Origin of the sequence: Halomonas sp. Mc5H-6 (assembly GCF_024124705.1) — a bacterium.
GTDB lineage: Bacteria > Pseudomonadota > Gammaproteobacteria > Pseudomonadales > Halomonadaceae > Vreelandella > Vreelandella subterranea.
This window is the reverse complement of sequence record NZ_JAMXSI010000006.1, coordinates 59,864-79,858: the sequence shown is the minus strand read 5'-3', so window position 1 is coordinate 79,858 and position 19,995 is coordinate 59,864. Positions and strand designations below refer to the sequence as shown.

Annotated in this window: 17 protein-coding genes; 8 read left to right on the top strand and 9 right to left on the bottom strand. The window is 59.8% G+C overall.

Annotated features, from left to right (window positions below; genetic code table 11):
- Nucleotides 1-41: 41 nt before the first annotated feature.
- From purB to NH395_RS10345, 5 genes are all read right to left on the bottom strand, one after another.
- Entirely contained in the window at nucleotides 42-1,427 is a 1,386-nt protein-coding gene (purB, locus tag NH395_RS10365; protein ID WP_253024525.1) for an adenylosuccinate lyase, read from the bottom strand.
- 42 nt (nucleotides 1,428-1,469) lie between these two features.
- Nucleotides 1,470-2,108: a high frequency lysogenization protein HflD gene (gene hflD / locus NH395_RS10360; RefSeq protein ID WP_092825785.1), complete on the bottom strand. Its 639-nt coding sequence runs from the start codon at nucleotides 2,106-2,108 to the stop codon at nucleotides 1,470-1,472.
- Entirely contained in the window at nucleotides 2,105-3,259 is a 1,155-nt protein-coding gene (gene mnmA / locus NH395_RS10355) for a tRNA 2-thiouridine(34) synthase MnmA (RefSeq protein WP_253024524.1), read from the bottom strand. Before mnmA ends, hflD begins: the two co-directional genes overlap by 4 nt.
- Nucleotides 3,260-3,328: 69 nt before the next feature.
- Complete coding sequence (locus tag NH395_RS10350; protein WP_253024523.1) at nucleotides 3,329-3,772, bottom strand: NUDIX domain-containing protein; 444 nt, start codon at nucleotides 3,770-3,772, stop codon at nucleotides 3,329-3,331.
- Nucleotides 3,769-4,383, bottom strand: coding sequence for a pseudouridine synthase (locus NH395_RS10345; protein WP_253024522.1), 615 nt, complete (start codon nucleotides 4,381-4,383; stop codon nucleotides 3,769-3,771). Before NH395_RS10345 ends, NH395_RS10350 begins: the two co-directional genes overlap by 4 nt.
- 237 nt (nucleotides 4,384-4,620) lie before the next feature.
- On the opposite strand from NH395_RS10345, the gene NH395_RS10340 reads away from it, so the two are divergent.
- The 3 genes from NH395_RS10340 (at nucleotide 4,621) to clpA (ending at nucleotide 9,824) form a co-directional block, all read left to right on the top strand.
- Nucleotides 4,621-6,855: an NADP-dependent isocitrate dehydrogenase gene (locus tag NH395_RS10340; RefSeq protein WP_253024521.1), complete on the top strand. Its 2,235-nt coding sequence runs from the start codon at nucleotides 4,621-4,623 to the stop codon at nucleotides 6,853-6,855.
- Nucleotides 6,856-7,101: 246 nt separating this feature from the next.
- Nucleotides 7,102-7,410, top strand: coding sequence for an ATP-dependent Clp protease adapter ClpS (gene clpS, locus NH395_RS10335; protein ID WP_085917897.1), 309 nt, complete (start codon nucleotides 7,102-7,104; stop codon nucleotides 7,408-7,410).
- A gap of 137 nt (nucleotides 7,411-7,547) precedes the next feature.
- Nucleotides 7,548-9,824, top strand: a complete 2,277-nt coding sequence (gene clpA, locus NH395_RS10330; RefSeq protein ID WP_253024519.1) for an ATP-dependent Clp protease ATP-binding subunit ClpA — start codon at nucleotides 7,548-7,550, stop codon at nucleotides 9,822-9,824.
- Between the two features lie 135 nt (nucleotides 9,825-9,959).
- On the opposite strand, the gene infA is transcribed toward clpA, so the two are convergent.
- From infA to aat, 3 genes are all read right to left on the bottom strand, one after another.
- Nucleotides 9,960-10,178, bottom strand: coding sequence for a translation initiation factor IF-1 (gene infA / locus NH395_RS10325; protein ID WP_066318014.1), 219 nt, complete (start codon nucleotides 10,176-10,178; stop codon nucleotides 9,960-9,962).
- Nucleotides 10,179-10,328: 150 nt separating this feature from the next.
- Nucleotides 10,329-11,063 carry an arginyltransferase gene (locus NH395_RS10320; protein ID WP_066318012.1) on the bottom strand — a complete coding sequence of 245 codons (735 nt, stop codon included), beginning with the start codon at nucleotides 11,061-11,063 and terminating at the stop codon, nucleotides 10,329-10,331.
- Nucleotides 11,064-11,122: 59 nt separating this feature from the next.
- Nucleotides 11,123-11,857 (bottom strand): leucyl/phenylalanyl-tRNA--protein transferase, encoded by a 735-nt coding sequence (aat, locus tag NH395_RS10315; protein ID WP_253024517.1) that lies wholly within the window; start codon nucleotides 11,855-11,857, stop codon nucleotides 11,123-11,125.
- A 130-nt stretch (nucleotides 11,858-11,987) separates the two neighbouring features.
- Between aat and NH395_RS10310 the strand changes: the two genes are divergently transcribed.
- Both NH395_RS10310 and lolA read left to right on the top strand, forming a co-directional pair.
- Complete coding sequence (locus NH395_RS10310; RefSeq protein WP_253024515.1) at nucleotides 11,988-15,014, top strand: DNA translocase FtsK; 3,027 nt, start codon at nucleotides 11,988-11,990, stop codon at nucleotides 15,012-15,014.
- A gap of 142 nt (nucleotides 15,015-15,156) precedes the next feature.
- Nucleotides 15,157-15,813: an outer membrane lipoprotein chaperone LolA gene (gene lolA, locus NH395_RS10305; RefSeq protein WP_253024513.1), complete on the top strand. Its 657-nt coding sequence runs from the start codon at nucleotides 15,157-15,159 to the stop codon at nucleotides 15,811-15,813.
- 30 nt (nucleotides 15,814-15,843) lie between these two features.
- On the opposite strand, the gene NH395_RS10300 is transcribed toward lolA, so the two are convergent.
- A complete protein-coding gene (locus NH395_RS10300) occupies nucleotides 15,844-17,178 on the bottom strand; it encodes a replication-associated recombination protein A (RefSeq protein WP_253024511.1) in 1,335 nt (444 codons plus the stop codon).
- 111 nt (nucleotides 17,179-17,289) lie between these two features.
- Between NH395_RS10300 and NH395_RS10295 the strand changes: the two genes are divergently transcribed.
- From NH395_RS10295 to trmA, 3 genes are all read left to right on the top strand, one after another.
- Nucleotides 17,290-17,835 carry a hemerythrin domain-containing protein gene (locus tag NH395_RS10295; RefSeq protein ID WP_066318002.1) on the top strand — a complete coding sequence of 182 codons (546 nt, stop codon included), beginning with the start codon at nucleotides 17,290-17,292 and terminating at the stop codon, nucleotides 17,833-17,835.
- A 135-nt stretch (nucleotides 17,836-17,970) separates the two neighbouring features.
- On the top strand, nucleotides 17,971-18,804 hold the full coding sequence (locus tag NH395_RS10290) for an aspartate/glutamate racemase family protein (RefSeq protein ID WP_253024509.1): 834 nt from the start codon (nucleotides 17,971-17,973) through the stop codon (nucleotides 18,802-18,804).
- A gap of 40 nt (nucleotides 18,805-18,844) precedes the next feature.
- Nucleotides 18,845-19,957, top strand: coding sequence for a tRNA (uridine(54)-C5)-methyltransferase TrmA (trmA, locus tag NH395_RS10285; protein WP_253024507.1), 1,113 nt, complete (start codon nucleotides 18,845-18,847; stop codon nucleotides 19,955-19,957).
- Nucleotides 19,958-19,995 lie beyond the last annotated feature (38 nt).

The window sequence follows — 19,995 nt, the reverse complement described above, 5'->3', positions numbered from 1 at the left end:
AGACCTTGATTGAACTAGATCATAACTTTAGTAGATCGTAATTATAGCGCATCAAGTCGCTGGTGAATGGCTTCGGCCTGGGCTTTTGCATCGCCGATGTAGTTGGCCGGTGACATCGCTTTCAGCTCGGCTTTGGCGTCGTCGGGCAGCGCCAGGGTGTCGATGAAGGCGGCAAAGCCTGCCTGGTCGATGCGCTTGCCCCGGGTCAGTTCCTTGAGTTTTTCGTAGGGCTTTTCAATACCGTAGCGACGCATGACGGTTTGAATCGGCTCGGCGAGCACTTCCCAGCTGTTGTCCAGGTCCTGAGCCAAACGCTCCGGGTTGGCCTCCAGCTTGCTGATGCCCTTGAGGCTGGCATGGTAGCCAATCAGGCCGTAGGCCAAGCCGACACCCAGGTTGCGCAATACGGTGGAGTCGGTCAGGTCGCGCTGCCAGCGGGAGATCGGCAGCTTCTGCGCCAGGTGACCAAGTACCGCATTGGCCAGGCCAAGGTTGCCCTCGGAGTTTTCAAAGTCGATGGGGTTGACCTTGTGGGGCATGGTCGACGAGCCAATTTCGCCTTCCACGGTGCGCTGCTTGAAGTAGCCCAGCGAAATATAGCCCCAGACATCGCGGTCAAAGTCGATCAGGATGGTATTGAAACGGCACACGGCATCAAACAGCTCGGCGATGTAGTCGTGGGGCTCGATCTGGGTGGTGTAGGGGTTGAAGCTCAGCCCCAGGCCTTCCACGAAGGTGCGTGCGTTGGCTTCCCAGTCGATCTCGGGGTAGGTCGCCAGGTGGGCGTTGTAGTTGCCCACCGCGCCGTTGATTTTACCCAGGATCTCGACGCCTGCGATCTGCTTGAGCTGGCGCTTGAGGCGGTAGGCCACGTTGGCCATTTCCTTGCCAAGCGTCGTGGGGCTGGCCGTTTGCCCGTGGGTGCGCGAGAGCATCGGTTGCCCGGCATGGGCAATGGCCAGCGCGGCAATGTCGTCGGCCACGTTGTGCATGACAGGCAGCAATGCCTGAAGACCATCGGCCAGCATCACGCCGTAGGAAAGGTTGTTGATATCTTCCGAGGTGCAGGCAAAGTGAATGAACTCGGTGACCGCATGCAGCTCGCTGTTGTCGGCGATTTTTTCCTTGAGGAAGTACTCCACCGCCTTGACGTCATGGTTGGTAGTGCGCTCGATGTCCTTGATGCGCTCGGCGTCGGCCACGGAGAAATCGCGGATCAGCTCTTCAAGAAACGCCGTTGCCTGGGCGGAAAGCGGCGGTACTTCGACGATCTGGTTGTGTTCGGCGAGGCGCTGCAGCCAGCGGACTTCCACAATGACACGGGCACGAATCAGACCGAATTCGCTGAAATGTTCGCGCAGGGCGGCGGCTTTGCTGGCGTAGCGGCCGTCAACGGGGGATAGAGCAGTCAAGGCAGAGAGTTGCATGGCTTGGTTCCCAGAGGTAAGAGCAGTTGAGCGTAAAAGGCGTTATTTCAAGTCATCCAGCGCGCGGCGCAGGGCTTTGCGTTGGAACATCAGTTTCCAGCGGCGCCCGCCTTGCTGGTGCCACAGCAGCGCAAAGCGAATGCCGGCCATCAAGCAGGCACGTACGCGCTCCGGCATCATGCGGGTCTGAAGCAGCGATGGGTCGCCCTGCACCACAATGCGGGTTTTAAACGTCGAGATGGTTTCCTGGTAGGCTTCGCCCAGGCTTGCAACCACGTTTTCATGGGTGGCGCCGAAGTGCTCCGCCTGGTCCTGGATATGGCTCATTTTCTGCCCCAGGGTATCCATCATTTTGCGGTTGTTGCGCAGCTTGTTCATGAGCAGCAACAGCGAGAAGCCATAGCGCAACACCACCGGGTTGGCCTGTTCACGGCCGACCAGCATCTCGAGGGTATCGAGCCCCTGGCGCAGGTTGTTGGGGTGGCCGCCGTAGATCGCTTCAAAGCTTTCCGGGTTGGGGTTGCTGGTGGCTTCGATCAGTGTTTCCCAGGCGCGCGGCTCTACTTGGCCGGTGCGGGCCAGTTCGTCCACGAGGCTGGCGGCCTGAAAGACCCCTGCGAGCGCAAGGGCTTGGCGCGCGGTCGGGTTTTCCGGCGCGCGGTGTATCGGCGTTGGGTTCATGCGGCTGCCTCGGTTGCCTTCCATGTGGAGTGAATCACGCCGCCACCCAGGCAGATATCGCCGTCGTAAAGAACCAGCGACTGGCCTGGGGTAACGGCGCGTTGAGGCTCGTCGAAATGCACCTCGACACTGCCGTCGGGCCGGGTGGCGATCTCGCAGCCGCGGTCGCTCTGGCGGTAGCGGACTTTGGCGGTGAAGCGTCCCTTGGCGACCGGCGGTTCACCGGCCACCCAGTCCATTGGCTCTGTGACCAGGGCATCGCTGTAAAGCAGCGAATGGTGCTTGCCTTGCACGGCCACCAGCACGTTGCGATCCAGGTTTTTCTCGGCGACGTACCATGGGTCTTCAGAGTAGTTGGCCAGCCCGCCGATACCCAGCCCCTGGCGTTGGCCGAGGGTGTAGTACATCAGCCCCATGTGCTCACCAATGACGTCGCCGTCGGGGGTTTCGATGATGCCGGGCTGGGCGGGCAGGTACTGCTTGAGAAAATCGCTGAAGCGCCGTTCGCCGATAAAGCAGATACCGGTGGAGTCTTTCTTCTTGGCGGTTACCAGGTCGTGCTGCTCGGCCAGCGCGCGCACCGCGGGCTTCTCGAGCTCGCCGACCGGGAACAGCGTGCGGGCAATGGCGGCTTCAGGTACGGCGTGCAGGAAGTAGCTCTGGTCCTTGTTAGCGTCCAGGCCTTTCAGCAGGCGCGGGCGACCTTCCCGGGTTCCTTGACGGACGTAATGACCGGTGGCGATTTTGTCCGCGCCAAGCATCTCTGCATATTCGAGAAACACCTTGAACTTGATTTCCCGGTTGCAGAGGATATCCGGGTTGGGCGTGCGGCCTGCCTTGTACTCCGCCAGGAAATGCTCGAAAACGTTGTCCCAGTATTCGGCGGCAAAATTGGCCGTGTGCAGCTTGATGCCCAGTTTGGCGCACACCGCCTCGGCGTCGGCGAGGTCTTCCTTCGCCGTGCAGTACTCCGTGCCGTCGTCTTCATCCCAGTTCTTCATGAACAGGCCTTCGACCTCATAGCCCTGTTGCAGTAGCAGCAGGGCCGAGACGGAGGAGTCAACGCCGCCGGACATGCCGACAATCACCTTGCCGGTGGCAGGCGTAGCGGGCGTACTTTGAGGCATTGTGGTGCCAGTGGTGGATGTCATCGCCATCCTCGGTTGAGTGTGCAATTGGGCGCTTATTATACACGATGCAGCCATGCCGCTTCGAGTGCTTCACTCGCGGATGACGCCCAAGGGGTAGCCGTTGCCTTTCAGAGCATCTTCAATGCGGGTGAGCACCAGGGGGCTGCGCAGTCGGCCAGCGCTATCGAGCGTCTGGATTTCGGCAAGCGTCAGCCAGTGGGTCGCGGTGATGTCGGTGTCCAACGGAGTGGCGAGAAACGTCGTGGGGGTGGCGATGAACCCATGACTGTGAAAGGTTTTGCCCTGGGGGGTATGGAATATGTAGAGCCCCAGGTAGCCGGTCAGCGTGACCTGCCAGGCGGTTTCTTCGGCGACCTCGCGTAAAATGGCAGCCATGGGCCCTTCGCCGGGCTCGATATGTCCGGCTGGTTGGTTGAAGACCGTTGCCGTGCCGCCGCGCTCTTCCTCGACGATCAGGAAACGTTCGCCCCGCTGGATGACGCAGGCACAGGTGCTGTGAAGCGTTTGCGTCATGGTCGCTTGCGTCCTGTCGCGGGGCCTTTGCGCTGGCTGGAGTGCCTGGCCCTGGTTGTGCCTCGGGGCGCATGAAGGGTTTCCCGGCGCCACTCACCGGGCGCCAGTTCGCCAAGCCGCCAAGCGCCGATGGCGGCACGAATGAGGCGCAGCGTGGGGAAGCCGACATGGGCGGTCATGCGTCTTACCTGGCGGTTGCGGCCCTCGCTGAGGGTCAGCTCCAGCCAGCTGGTTGTCGGGTGACGTTTGGGGTCAATGGCCGGGTTCCGCGGCGCGAGATCGGGCGCTTCCATACGCCGCGCCTTGGCGGGCAGCGTAGGCCCATCCTTCAAGGTCACGCCGCTTTTCAGGGCCGTTAGCGCGGCATCGTCTATGAGCCCTTCGACCTGTACCCAGTAGGTTTTGGGTTGTTTATGGCGCGGGTGGGCAATGCGATGGATCAGGCTGCCGTCATCGCTGAGCAGTAGCAGGCCTTCGGAGTCGTAGTCGAGCCGACCGGCCGCGTAAACGCCGGGTACGTCAATCACATCCGCCAGGGTGGCGCGGCCCTGGGGGTCGGTGAACTGGGAGAGCATGCGGTAGGGTTTATGCAATAGGTAGAGGTTGCTCATCGTCTCGTCTGGGCTGCCCTTCGTTTTGTCGACAATCGCTCATGCGGTTTAAGTGCAGCGCTGGTATACTTCTGCGTGGCCGCTGGGGTCGTCGTCACCACCACCGATCAATCACCTTGTGAAAAAGGAGCCACTTAAAAAAGCTCCGCACGCTTCGCGGTAGGGTTGCTTGCTTAATGAACCGCTTAGCTTACGAATTTATAATCACAGCGACACAGAAAAGAGGTTAACGCAAAAATGTCCGATACGCCGAAGATCATTTATACGCTCACCGACGAGGCGCCTGCGCTTGCGACCTATTCGTTGTTACCGATTATTGATGCCTTTACCGATTCGGCGGGCATTATCGTTGAAACGCGGGATATCTCGCTTGCCGCGCGCATACTGGCCCAGTTCCCAGATCTGTTGAACGACGAACAACGCGTCAGTGACGACCTTGCCGAGCTTGGCCAGCTGGCGACCACGCCTGAAGCCAATATCATCAAGCTGCCCAATATCAGTGCGTCAGGCCCGCAGTTGAAGGCCACCATCAAAGAGCTTCAAGGTCAGGGTTACCCGCTGCCGGACTACCCGGACGAGCCGAAAAACGATGAAGAAGCGTCCATCAAGGCGCGTTACGACAAGGCCAAGGGCAGTGCGGTCAACCCGGTACTGCGCGAGGGCAACTCCGACCGTCGCGCCCCCAAGTCCGTCAAGAGCTACGCACGCAAGTACCCGCATCGCATGGGGGAGTGGAGCGCCGACTCCAAGTCCCACGTGGCCCACATGAGCGAAGGTGATTTCTACGGAAGCGAGCAGTCCACGGTGATCAAGCAGGCCACCAAGCTCAAGATTGACCTGGCTCAGAAAGACGGCACCCACACCGTATTGAAGGAAGACCTGGCCGTGCAGGAAGGCGAGGTGATCGACGCGGCCTGCATGAGCAGCCGCCGCCTGCGCAACTTTATCGACAGCCAGATCAAGGACGCCAAGAAAAACGACGTGCTGTTCTCGCTGCATTTAAAAGCCACCATGATGAAGGTCTCCGACCCGATCATGTTCGGCATGGTTGTCGAGGAGTTCTATAAAGACGTGCTAGAAGAGCACGCCGATGCCCTCAAGCTTTCGGGTTTCAATCCCAATAGCGGTATTGGCGATCTTTACAGTTCGATCGAAAAGCTGCCGAGCGAACAGCAGGCAACCATCAAGGCCGATATCGAGGCGCTTTACAAAGAGCGTCCGCCGATGGCGATGGTCAATTCTCACAAAGGTATCACTAACCTTCACGTGCCCAGCGACGTTATCATCGACGCCTCCATGCCTGCCATGATTCGTGATTCGGGCAAGATGTGGAACGCCAACGACGAGCTTCAGGATGCCAAGGCGGTGATTCCGGACCGTTGCTACGCGACTATCTATCAGGCGGTGATTGAAGACTGCAAGAAAAATGGCGCCTTCGATCCGACCACCATGGGCAGCGTGCCCAACGTCGGCCTGATGGCCCAGAAAGCCGAAGAGTATGGCTCTCACGACAAGACCTTCCAGATACCCGCCGATGGTACCGTGGTGGTCACTGACGAAAACGGCCATACGCTGTTCAGCCACGAGGTCGAGGCGGGCGATATCTGGCGCATGTGCCAGACCAAGGACGCGCCGATCCAGGATTGGGTCAAGCTGGCGGTCACCCGTGCCCGGGAGAGCGGTGCACCGGCGATTTTCTGGCTCGATGCCAACCGCGCCCACGATGCTCAACTGATCGAGAAGGTCGAAACCTACCTCAAGGATCACGACACCAGCGGCCTGGATATTCGTATTCTACCGCCGGTCGAGGCGATGAAAGTATCCCTTGAGCGTATCCGCAAGGGCGAGGACACGATCTCGGTCACCGGTAACGTGTTGCGCGACTACCTGACCGACCTGTTCCCGATCATGGAATTGGGCACCAGCGCCAAGATGCTGTCCATCGTGCCGCTGATGAACGGCGGGGGGCTGTTCGAAACCGGCGCGGGTGGCTCGGCGCCCAAGCACGTCCAGCAGTTCCTCGAAGAGAACCACTTACGCTGGGATTCGCTGGGCGAGTTTTTGGCCCTGGCGGCGTCGCTTGAGCACCTGGGCAGCACCTTCGGCAATGCCCGCGCCAAGCTACTGGCCAATGCGCTTGACGAAGCCAACGGCAAGTTCCTGGATAGCAACAAGTCACCGTCGCGTAAGGTGGGTGAGCTGGATAACCGCGGCAGCCACTTCTATTTGGCGCTATACTGGGCTGAGGCACTGGCCGCGCAGGATGAAGACGCCGAAATGAAAACGCTGTTTGCGCGTCTGGCGGAAACGCTGAAAGCCAACGAAGCCACTATTGTGGATGAGCTCAACAGCGTTCAGGGTCAGCCGGTGGATATCGACGGTTACTTCCGTCCCAGCGGTGAGCGAGCCAGCCAGGCCATGCGCCCGAGCAAAACGCTCAACAACGCGCTGGCTATGGTGGCGATCGACTGATCCTTACGTGCCCCGACGCGCATAACCCTCGTCCGCCAGCCGGGCGGGGGTTTTTTGTTCAGCGCAGTGTGATAATTTTGATGTTTCCATGAACCCTTGCTGATTGCGCACGTCTTATACATAGCACACCATGTGTTTAAGATGTTGCCCGTCAGCTTAGAGATGAAAACCTTGCTTCTTATGTCCCACACTAACAGTTCATACCCGGCCGCGCCTTCGCTTGAAGCAGGCATGACGCGCCCCGATATGCCTGATTATGACGACGACCTGACGGTGCAGTCTGCCGAGCCTGAGCTGGCTCAGCCGCCACTTTTCAAGGTGGTGCTACACAACGACGACTTCACGCCGATGGAGTTTGTCATCGAAGTGCTGCAAGGCTTCTTTAACATGGATAGTGAAAAAGCCGTCCAGGTGATGTTGGCGGTACACACCCAGGGCAAGGCGACCTGCGGCGTGTTCACCCGAGACATTGCTGAAACCAAAAGTTACCAAGTGAATGAATACGCCCAGGAGTGCGAGCATCCTTTAATGAGCGATATTGAAGCCGCCGATTGAGAACGTTGAAAAAAATCGGTAGGTGGGCTTGCAACTGTACGATTTGTACCCGATGTTGAAGGTGCCGGTCGATTAAACTGATCCGACGCAAGCCTAGTTGGCACTATGCCCTAGGATGTAGCGAAAAGGGGACTGCCATGCTGAGCAAAGAACTTGAACTGACCCTGAACACGGCCTTCACCGTAGCGCGATCCAAGCGCCACGAGTTCATGACCGTCGAGCACCTGCTGCTGGCGCTGTTGGACAACGCCTCGGCAATGGATGTGTTGAAGGCCTGTGGGGCAAACCTCGATAAGCTGCGGTCCGATTTGCAGGACTTCATCAATTCGACCACGCCGCTGATTCCTGAGGGGCAGGGCGACCGCGAAACGCAGCCGACGCTTGGCTTTCAGCGAGTACTGCAGCGGGCCGTGTTCCACGTGCAGTCCTCCGGGAAAAGCGAAGTGACCGGCGCCAACGTCCTGGTGGCCATCTTTTCCGAGCAGGAAAGTCAGGCCGTTTACTTCCTCAAGCAGCAGAACGTTGCTCGGGTGGATGCCGTCAACTATATCGCGCATGGCATCTCTAAAGTGTCGGGTCACGGCCCATCGCCATCACCTTCCCAGCAGGAAGGTGAAGAAGCCGAGGAAGGCAGCGCCGAAGGAGCGGCTCATCCGCTTACTGGTTATGCCACCAACCTTAACGAGCAGGCCCGGCTGGGCAAGATCGATCCCTTGATCGGCCGCGACCACGAACTCGAGCGCGTGGTGCAAATTCTGGCACGTCGCCGCAAGAATAATCCGCTGCTTGTGGGCGAAGCTGGTGTGGGTAAAACGGCGGTTGCCGAAGGCCTGGCGAAGCGTATCGTCGAAGAAGATGTCCCTGAAGTGATTGCCGATGCCGTGGTGTATTCACTGGATATGGGGGCGTTGCTGGCAGGTACCAAATACCGTGGCGACTTCGAGAAGCGTCTGAAGAGCCTGCTGGCTGAGTTACGCAAACAGCCCAATGCCGTTCTGTTCATCGACGAGATCCACACCGTGATCGGTGCAGGTGCAGCGTCGGGCGGGGTGATGGATGCATCCAACCTGCTCAAGCCGCTGCTTTCCTCGGGCGAATTGCGCTGCATTGGTTCGACCACTTTCCAGGAATACCGCGGTATCTTCGAGAAGGACCGTGCCCTGGCGCGCCGCTTCCAGAAAGTCGATGTCATGGCGCCGTCGGTGGAAGACACCATCAAGATTCTGCAGGGACTGCGTTCGCGGTTTGAAGAGCACCATGCCCTCAAGTACACCGATGGGGCGCTTGAAAGCGCAGCCCGCTTGGCGGACCGTTACATCAACGACCGCTACCTTCCGGACAAGGCCATCGACGTGATTGATGAAGCCGGGGCGCACCAGCGTCTACTGCCGGAAGAGGTGCGTGTCGACACCATTGATGTGGAACAGGTTGAGGCAGTAGTAGCGTCGATTGCCCGGATTCCGCCAAAGAGCGTGTCCAGCTCGGATCGCAAGCTGCTTGAAAAGCTCGACCGCGACCTGAAAATGCTGGTATTTGGACAGGACGAGGCCATCGATACGCTTTCCGCCGCCATCAAGCTGTCTCGCGCCGGGCTGAAGTCGCCTGACAAGCCGGTAGGCAGCTTCCTGTTCGCCGGCCCGACCGGGGTGGGTAAAACCGAGGTGGCCAAGCAGCTTTCGCATATCATGGGCATCGAGCTTGTGCGCTTCGATATGTCGGAGTACATGGAGCGGCATACCGTGTCCCGCTTGATCGGGGCTCCTCCGGGTTATGTAGGCTACGACCAGGGCGGCCTGTTAACCGAGGCGGTGACCAAACAGCCGCACTGTGTACTGCTGCTGGATGAAATCGAGAAGGCGCATCCGGAAGTCTTCAACCTGCTGCTGCAGGTCATGGACCACGGTCGTCTGACCGATAACAACGGCCGCGAAGCCGACTTCCGCCACGTTATCCTGATTATGACCTCCAACGCCGGGGCAGAGCAGGCAGCACGGCGCTCGATCGGGTTCCAAAGCCAGGATCACTCGACCGATGCGATGGAAGTCATTCGTCGTACTTTCTCGCCGGAGTTCCGCAACCGTCTGGACGGCATTATCCAGTTCCATTCGCTGCCAACGTCCGTCGTGCGCAACGTGGTCGACAAGTTCCTGATCGAACTGCAAGCGCAGCTGGATGAGAAGCGTGTTCAACTGGAAGTCGACGATATGGCCCGCGATTGGCTGGCGGAACTAGGGTATGACCCGGACATGGGTGCGCGCCCGATGGCACGGCTGATTCAGGAGAAGCTCAAAAAGCCGCTGGCAGAGATGATCCTGTTTGGCGAGCTTGCCGACCAGGGCGGTATCGTGCACGTCAGCCTGGAAGAAGGCGAGCTGCGCTTATCCACCGAGTCGGAAATGGCCGATGCGCCTTAACGGGCGCGCAGGTTGAAGCAAACAACGCAGCGCCCTGTCATTGACGGGGCGTTGTTGTTTGGGTCGAGCTGTTTGGGGCGAGCGGGCAATCAGAACGCTGGAGTGGGCAGGGTTCCGTAACACCTGCTGGGCGCCTTAGCGCGAACGGTACACGATGCGACCTTTGGACAGGTCGTAAGGGGTCAGCTCGACCTTGACTTTATCGCCTGTCAGGATGCGAATGTAGTTTTTACGCATTTTGCCGGAGATGTGCGCTGTGACGACGTGACCGTTTTCCAGCTCAACACGGAACATGGTGTTGGGAAGAGTGTCGACAATAACGCCATCCATTTCAATATGATCTTCGCGTGCCATATAGGCAATTCCTCACTTAATTTAAAGTACTGGTTTAACGTACTGGGTATGCTCAAAATGACTGGGCATCGGGGGCCAATGCTTGGCGCCATCTCGAATAGCGCTATATTGTGCCGCAAGCCTGCCGTCAAGGCAAAAAAGCGTGGCGAATTACCGAATTAATTCTCGCCACTGGCGACCATCAAGCACCTCAAGCGGCGTGAAATTCTGCTTGTAACGCATTTTGCGGCACGCTTCTATCCAGTAACCGAGGTAAAGGTGGGGTAGCCCCTTGTCGTGGGTCAATTCGATAAGCCGCAAAATGGCCAGGGTGCCTAGCGAGCGCTTGTCGAGGCTTTCATCGACGCTAAAGAAGGTATAGATGGCCGACAGCCCATGCTCAAGCTCATCGAAGGCGGCCACGCCAATCAGCCTGTCCCCCAGGTAAAGCTCCATCAATTGTGCGTAAGGTTCGTCCAGGGTCAAAAACGTTCGGTACTGTTCGTGACTGGGGGGATACATATCCCCATCGGCGTGGCGATGATTGATATAGTCAGCATAGAGCGCGTAGTGGCGCGCATCAAAGTACGCTGGGGTAATCCGCGTGGTGATGTCCTCATTGCGCCGGCTGATTCGCCGCTGGGTACGATTCGGCGCAAAACGCTCCACCGGCACACGCACGGAGCGGCAGGCGTTACAACCTTCGCAGTGCGGGCGGTATAAATGGCGCCCGCTGCGCCGAAACCCGAGCAGGGAAAGCGAGTCATAAACGCCAGGAATGGGCGATTCCTGAGGATCCAGGAACAGCGTGGTGGCTTCCTGGTCGGGCAGGTAGCTACAGGCATGCGGCACTGTCAGAAAGAAGCGCAGGTCGCGTACGAGCCGACGGGGAGCGTTGCTGCTCACAATTTGCCTCCTGATGGGGTCAACGTTATTGCCGTTAGCCTGTCAACATGGCTGGAAAACTAGCGGCCAATGGCATCCAGCCACGGAGAGGGCGGCACGACGGGCGCCTTCTCCGGTGAGGCTGAAAAGCTAAAATCAGTCGCTGGCAACCACTTCTCAAGATAGCTGATGAATGCCGCCCGGGCGACTGTTGTCGCGCCCAGGCTTGCCAGGTGGGGCGTATGCATCTGACAGTCGATGAGCTTGCCGCCATGTTCGCGCATGGCACTGGCAAGGTGAGCCAGGGCCACCTTGGAGGCGTCCGGAACCCGGGAAAACATGGACTCGCCGAAAAACATCGGGCCCATGGCAATGCCGTAAAGGCCCCCTACCAGGCGTTGATGCTGGTGCACTTCAATGCTGTGGGCGATGCCATGCGCCTGAAGCTGACAGTAGGCATGAACCATGTCATCGGTGATCCAGGTGCCCGGTTCGTCGTCCCTGGGGGCGGCGCAGGCGTCGATCACCTGCTCGAAATGTTGGTCAACGGTAATCTCAAAGCCCGCATTGCGCAGCTTTTTTGTTAAGCTGCGGCGCTGCTTAAAATGTTCCGGTAGGAGTATCATGCGGGGATCGGGACTCCACCACAGGATGGGGTCGTTGTCGCTGAACCAGGGGAAGATGCCGCGCCGATACGCCTCCACCAGCCAGCCGGGGGTTAATTCGCCGCCTGCCGCGAGCAGGCCGTTAGGCGAGTCCAGCGCCGAGCTGACGGCAGGGAAGTGAGGCATGGGCGAAGATAACCAAGGTAACATTGCGTGCTCCGGTCGGTAACGACGGTCACAAGTCCGCATCGATAAGCCCTGTGACGGCAGCAGGATGCTCGGTATGATACAAACTCGCAAGTGGATTAACGGCGCCAAGGGGTGCAAAAGGGAGAGTCGCTTGAAAGTGAATAAAGCGGTCGACAAGCGAACACAGCGTAACACGCGCCAAAGTGGGTCTTCTGCGCGGGTCAATGCCGCCAAGGACAAAGCGCGTCGGTTTGGGTTACGTCTGCAGGGGGCTGCGCGGGATGGCGTGGTCGTCGCGCTGCTGGCGGTGTGTACATTTTTATTACTGGCACTGTTTAGTTACTCGTCATCGGATCCCGGCTGGTTGTCCGAGGGCCCGGAAACCGCCGTCAGCAACTGGATGGGGCCGGTAGGCGCATGGCTTGCCGATGTGCTCTATTCGTTGCTGGGTGCCAGCGCGCTTTGGTGGCCTGGCATGGTGGGCTATCTGGCCTGGTGGCTGGTGCGTTCCCGCCAGGTGCGCTTCGAGCTTGACCCGGTGGCCGTGGCGGTGCGTGCCGGTGGCATGATGCTGCTGATGTTCGGCACCACCATGCTCGGCGCGCTGCATTTTTATAACCCCGAAAGCCCGCTGCCCTACGCCTCGGGCGGTATTCTCGGTGAAGGCCTGGTCGGCGCGCTGCGTCCGCTGGTCAGCAGTGGCGGCGTGGGGCTGATTGCCGCCGCGCTTATCCTGAGTGGCTTTCCGCTGTTCAGCGGGATGTCATGGTTACAGGTTGCCGACGAAGTGGGGCGGCGTCTCTGCCGCCTGGGAAGCTGGTGGTCAGCGCGCCGTCAGGCGCGTCGAGAGGCCCGGCGTGTGCGCGCCAAGCAGCGCGCAGCAGCGCGGCCCGCGTCTGAGCCCGCGCAGCACTCGCCATTGCCAGAGCAGGATGCTGAGAGCAGTGTCGGGAAGAAGCGCCGTGAGCCCGCCGTATCCGCGCCTTCACCGGAAGACGATGCGACAGCACAGGATAACGCGACGGATACGTCGATTCCCTGGACGGCCGCTGCGCGAGCGCCGTCGGCCACGGCCTTCAAGGCAGAACCTCAGCCGCGCTCAGCCCCTGAGGAGAGCACAGCGGAAAGCGCTACACGCACACCTGAGACCCCTGACACCTCGAAGGCGGCCTCGCTGAATGAGACGCCGACCGCTGAGTCTTCGGCTGATCGCCACACGAGCCATCGGGACGCGCCGTTGACGCCCTTGTCCCGCGAGCAAGAGGCCAGTGATGAAGCGACCAGCGAAGAAGGGCCCAGTGTGCCGTTTCCGTTGCACGCCTCACGCCGGGAAGCAGAGGTTGAGCCGTCATCGACCTCGCCGCTGTCCGCTGCCGATGATGAACCCGCGTCGCCATCGGCGGATGCTCCAGCATCCGAACAGCCTCGGCCGCTGACAGCCGACCGTTCCAAAGAGCGCGTGCCTGAAGTCGTGCCCGAGCCGGTTTGGGACGATGAGGATGAAGAGCTCGCGTCACAGCCCATGGCATCGACACCAGCGCCTGCGCGCCATGAGCCGACCTTCAGCCCGGATGACGCAGCCGAGGCGGAAGTGTCCGATAACGGGCCGACGCTGTGGACTGTTGAACATCTGCAGAACCAGCGTCCCAGCTTTGAGCATATCCCTGACCCTGAAGGCGATGTGCCGAGCTTGCGCCTTTTGACCCCGGCGGAGCCTCATCAGCCCAACTACACCGACCAGCAACTGGCGGATATGGCCGAGCTGCTGGAAGTACGCCTGCGTGAGTATGGCGTGAAGGCCGAGGTGGTCGATACCTGGCCGGGGCCGGTGATTACACGCTTTGAAATCAAGCCTGCCGCCGGTGTGAAGGTCTCCAAGATCAGCAATCTGGCCAAGGATTTGGCGCGCTCGCTGATGGTCAAGAGCGTGCGCGTGGTGGAAGTGATTCCCGGACGCCCGACGGTGGGTATCGAGATTCCCAACCCTCACCGGGCGATGATCCGGCTGCGCGAGGTGATCGACTCCGAACGCTATCAACAGGAAAAATCACCGCTGACCATGGCCCTGGGCCAGGATATCGGCGGTGGCCCCGTGGTGGCCAACCTCGGCAAGATGCCGCATTTGCTGGTGGCCGGTACCACCGGGTCGGGCAAGTCGGTGGGCGTCAACGCGATGCTGATTTCGATGCTGCTCAAGGCCACGCCGGACGAGCTGAAATTGATCATGGTCGACCCCAAGATGCTGGAGCTGTCGGTCTACGATGGCATTCCGCACTTGCTGGCGCCGGTGGTCACCGACATGAAAGAAGCGGCCAACAGTCTGCGCTGGTGCGTCGCCGAAATGGAGCGCCGCTATAAGCTGATGGCGGCCATGGGCGTGCGTAATATCGCGGGCTTCAATGCGCGCCTGGACGAGGCCGAGCGCGCCGGTGCCCAGGTAGCGGATCCGCTTTGGGAACCGCAACCCTGGGAAATGCACCAGACGCCGCCGATACTCGAAAAACTGCCCTACATCGTGGTAGTGATTGACGAATTTGCCGACATGTTCATGATCGTGGGCAAAAAGGTGGAAGAGCTCATCGCCCGCCTGGCGCAGAAGGCCCGCGCGGCGGGTATCCATCTGATCCTCGCCACTCAGCGCCCGTCGGTTGATGTGGTCACGGGCTTGATCAAGGCCAATATTCCTTCACGGATGGCCTTCCAGGTCTCGTCGCGGATTGATTCGCGTACCATCCTGGATCAGGGCGGCGCGGAGAGTCTGCTGGGGCATGGCGACATGCTCTACCTGCCCGCCGGGTCAGGCCCACCCAATCGCATCCACGGGGCCTTTGTCGACGACGACGAAGTGCACCGCATAGTGGAAGACTGGAAGCGTCGCGGCGAGCCGGAGTATATCGAAGAGATCCTGTCGGGGGGCGTATCGGCAGATGCCTTGACCGGGCTGGAAGCCGAGGGCGGCGATAGTGACGATGCCGAGCAGGATGCGCTTTACGATGAAGCCGTTCAGTTCGTGACGCAAACGCGCAAAGCGTCGATTTCCGCCGTGCAGCGGCGCTTTAAAATTGGCTATAACCGTGCGGCCCGCCTGGTGGAAGCCATGGAAGGCGCGGGCGTGGTGTCGTCAATGGGTACCAACGGTGCCCGTGAAGTGCTGGCACCGCCGCCGGTCGGCCAGTAGGCCGCTCGGTCAAACGTGCAACAAGCGTGAAAGTCCGGCTATTGATGAAACTTGGTCATCAAACAAGCGTCTCAATGGCTGACCGGGTGGTTCGACTGATCCACTGTTATGTTTATCTGGCAAGGTTGCCTAGGGAGATCGCATGCGCGATACGCAAACTCGACGTCCTTCATCGTTGGCGCTGGCTGCCAGCGCGCTGGGGTTAACGCTAACGGCACCGTTGGCCATGGCCAATGAGGCAGCAGAGCGATTGACCGAACGCCTCGACCCGCTGGAAAGCTATCAGGCATCGTTCGAGCAGCAGATTCTTGATGGTAGCGGCGAGCGGCTACAGGACGCGCGGGGCGAAATGTGGCTGTCTCGCCCCGGCCTGTTGCGCTGGGAGGTCGAAGCCCCTTATACGCAAACCGTGGTATCCGACGGTGACGATGTTTATCTCTACGACCCGGACCTTGAACAAGTGACCGTTCAGGCGCTGGATGAGCGCGTGACCCACACGCCTGCGCTGTTGCTATCAGGCCAGGTCAGCGAGCTGACGGAGAGCTACGAGGTCGAATACGAGCAGGACAGTGGCGATGACGTCTTTACCCTGGTGCCTACCTCGGTCGACACCTTGTTCGAGCAGCTACAGATGGTCTTCGACGGTGATATGCTCACCGAGCTGTGGATGACCGACAGCACCGGCCAGCGTACGGCAATTACCTTCAGCAACGCCGAGCGCAATGGCGATATCGACGACTCGCGCTTCGAGTTCGACATCCCCGATGGCACGGATGTGATCCGCGAAGACCAGCGCTAGCCTCCCCCTTACCGCCTGAACAGAGGCCGATCAGGCATCCGATGCCTGGTCGGCCTCTTTGTCTTGGGCATCGCGCCAGGCCATGATGTCGGCAAAGCGCTTTTCCTGGCCGAACCCGCTGGGTTGGTAAAACGCCTGTTTGGGCAACTCATCCGGCCAGCAGTCATGGGCACTGCCGGCCGGGTAGCCGTCAGGTTCGTTGTGCGCATAGCGGTAGCCTTTGCCATGGCCGAGCTGCTCCATCAGCTTGGTGGGCGCGTTACGCAGGTAGGTCGGCACTTCCAACTGGGGCTGTTGGCGGACGAACTGCTGGGCTTTGTTCCAGGCCTGGTCAATGCGATTGCTTTTGGGTGCCACTGCCAGGTGTATGGCCGCGTGGGCGATCGCCCGCTGGCCTTCGTAGTCGCCCAGGCGTAAATAGGCATCCCAGGCGGCGATGACCAGTGGCAGCGCGCGAGGGTCGGCGTTGCCCACGTCCTCGGAGGCAATGGCGCTGAGCCGTCGCACCACATCAAGCGGGTCGCCGCCGCCTTGAATGAAGCGCGCCATATACAGCAGGGCAGCGTCGGGCCGCGATGAGCGCACCGATTTGTGGATCGCCGAGAGCAGGTCGTAATAGGCGTCCCCCTGCTTGTCGAAGGCACTGGCCTGATGACCAATCACATCGTTGAGTACGCTCTCGGGCAGCCTTTCGCGGCCTGCCTCCTGCAGGGTGAAGTCGCAGGCGGTTTCCAGCAGGCCTAATGCGCGGCGGGCATCCCCGGCGCTGGCATGGGCCAGGGCGGTCAAGACTGTAGGTTCCACCTCGATGGCGCGTTTACCCAGCCCACGTTCGGGGTCATCCAGTGCCTGGCGCATCACGCTGATCAATTCGTCTTCGGTGAGCGATTTGAGCACGTAGACGCGCGCCCGGGAGAGCAGGGCCGAGTTGACTTCAAAGGACGGGTTTTCGGTCGTCGCACCAATCAGAGTCAAAAGCCCAGACTCCACGTGGGGAAGCAGGGCATCCTGCTGGCTCTTGTTCAATCGGTGAATTTCATCTAAAAATAAAATGGTCGGTGAGTTGATCTGTTGAGCACGATCGACCACCAGACGAATATCCTTCACCCCTGCCATGACGGCGCTGAGCTGCTCCAGATGGGCGTTTGACGCATGCGCGAGCAGTTCTGCCAGCGTGGTTTTCCCGACACCCGGTGGCCCCCACAGGATCATCGAGCGGACAACCCCCGACTCCGCCATGCGGCGAAGCGGTTTATCCGGGCCAACGAGGGCTTGTTGGCCAATAAAGTCTTTAAGCTGGCGCGGCCGCATCCGATAGGCTAAGGGGGCATCGTCGGCTGGGTTTGAGCGGCTGAAAAGATCCATGGAAGCTCCGTTGATCGCTGACCCATCTGTTGGGTTTGTCATCTTAAGGTGTATGGTAAAGCATGTCTGCTCAGACTACCTTTGGCGTAAGACGATAAAGGAGACGGCCCAATGTTAAACCAACTGCGTTCGGATCATGCCAACATGGCAAGGATGCTGCACGTCCTGCAGCTCAAGCAAAAGACGCTGGCTCAGGGCGAACGTCCCAACTTTCAACTCATGCGCGAGGTGGTGGATTACATCTTGTCCTATATGGACGGCTTTGCCGTGCCGCTGGAGCGGATCTGCGTCGAACGCCTGGGTAAGGTAGCCCCAGAGTACTCTTCGCTCACCGAAAAAATGGCCGAGGATTATCGGCAACTGACCCCGCGTCTGCAGCAGCTATCCAATGATATCGATATGATTCTGATGGATAACGTGCTGCCGATGGATAGGTTTGCCGACGATTTGAAAGCCTACCTGGACGCTCACCGGGCCTACTTGCGTCACGAGCGTGAGGAGCTGTTTCCGTTAATCGACAAGCACTTTAGCGAAGATGATATGGAAGCGTTGCGCCAGTCGTTGCCGGCTGAGGCTCAACAATCGCTTGAGCGTCTGCAGTTGGCGTACCCGGAGCTTTATGCCGAGCTGCGCGGCGCCGATGTGCCTAACGTGTAAGTTTGTCTATTGACCGGGCTGAAGATGGCTTATCAGCTACCGCGTGCGTGTTAAACTAGGCGCCTTGATGAAACGCAGACTGGGTCAATAGGCAGGGGCGATAGTGGGCATAAGCATCGGCTGTAGCGTGAAAGGATGAGCCAGGGGCCTGTTCTTATATTTGATTCCGGCGTGGGCGGGCTTTCGGTAGCGGCAGCGCTACGGCAGCACTACCCCCACGCCGGTTTTTGCTATGCCTGCGACAACGCATGGCTGCCTTATGGCCTGCGTGACGACGCCACGCTTGCCGACCGCATTGTGGCGGTTTGTCTGGCCGCCGTGGCGGCCTGCCAGCCCAGCGTACTGGTCGTCGCCTGCAATACCGCCAGCACCCTGGCCCTTGAAAGGCTGCGCTGGCATTTGACGATTCCCGTCGTGGGTACGGTACCGGCGATAAAACCGGCCGCGGCGCTCAGCCAGACCCGCCATATCGCGCTGCTGGCCACCAGGGCCACCGTCGGTCGTCCCTACACCCAGGCATTGATCGACCGCTTTGCCAGCGACTGCGTGGTGACCAGGGTCGCAGCAGATGCTCTGGTGAGCGAAGCCGAAGCTTGGCTGGCAGGTCATCCCCCCGATGAAGCGCGCCTCCAGGCAGCGATGGCGCCGCTCTGGCAGGCCGCTCAGCCAGAGCTCACCGAGCCCGTCCCGCCTACCTGTGGGCCGCATGCCCCCGCCTTGGATACGATTGTGCTGGGCTGCACGCATTTCCCTCTGTTGAAACCCTGGTTGGTCGAGCTTGCCCCTGTGCCACTCAACTGGGTGGATTCCGGCGATGCCATCGCCCGGCGCGTCGGCCAGGTGGCGGGAGCGCTGTTAACGAGTGCGGCGGACGGACGTTGCTTTACCACGGCACCGGCCCCGCACTTAACGGAGGGTCTGTCACGCTATGGTTTTCACCCCGCGCAGCCCTTAACCCTTGCGCCTTGATATTTACGAATATTGTTTACGAATATAAAAAGGAGCCGTTTTGGCTATTCCTGTCGTTGACCCCGAACGCTATGCCGAACAACTCGCCGACAAGCAGGCCTATGTCGAACGCCTTTTTGCGTCCTTCGAGCCGCCGACCCTGGAGGTTTTTGCCTCGCCGCCCAGCCACTATCGCCAGCGCTGTGAGTTTCGTATCTGGCATGAGGGCGACGATCTTTTCTATGCCATGTTCGAGGTCACTCCGGGGAATCCCAAGAGCAAGCGCGTTATCCGGCTCGATCAGTTTCCGGTGGCCAGCGAGGCGATCAACCGGCTGATGCCACGCTTACGCAACGCCTTTCTGGCCAGCGATGAGCTGCGCCGTCGACTGTTCCAGGTCGAGTTTTTAACCACGCTCTCCGGCGAGGCGTTGGTGACGCTGATCTATCACCGTCCGCTGGGCGATGACTGGGAAGCGGAGGCACGCGCGCTAGAGGCAGAACTGGGTATCATGATCATTGGTCGTTCGCGCAAGCAGCGCCTGGTGCTTACCCGGGATCACGTCTGGGAGCGCCTGGACGTGAAGGGCCGTACGCTGCATTACCAGCAGGTCGAGAACAGCTTTACCCAGCCCAATGCGCATATCTGCCAGGCGATGCTGGGCTGGGCCAGTGACGTGACATCGGGGCGTCAGCATGAAGATTTAGTCGAGCTATATTGCGGTAACGGTAACTTCACCATTGCCCTGGCGAATAACTTCCGCCGCGTGTTGGCGACGGAAATCTCGCGCACTTCGGTTGCCAGTGCCAACGTCAACCTGGCCGCCAATGGCGTGACCAATGCCCAGGTGGCGCGGATGTCAGCTGAGGATTTCGCCCTGGCACTGAAAGGGGACAAAAGCGGCCGCCGTGTAGCGGAAATGGCGCTTGAGACCTATGACTTTTCGACGGTGTTGGTGGACCCGCCACGGGCCGGGCTTGATGAGCAAAGTTGCCAGCAGATCAGCGAATACGCCCAAATCGTCTATATTTCATGCAACCCGGCAACACTTGCCGAGAACCTGGCGCAACTGACGCAAACCCACAAGATTGAGCGCTTTGCGCTGTTTGACCAGTTTCCATTTACCGATCATTGTGAATGTGGGGTATGGCTTACACGGCGCGCATCACCATGATGATGCCCGGCAGGGTGATGCATAAGTGGTATGCGCTA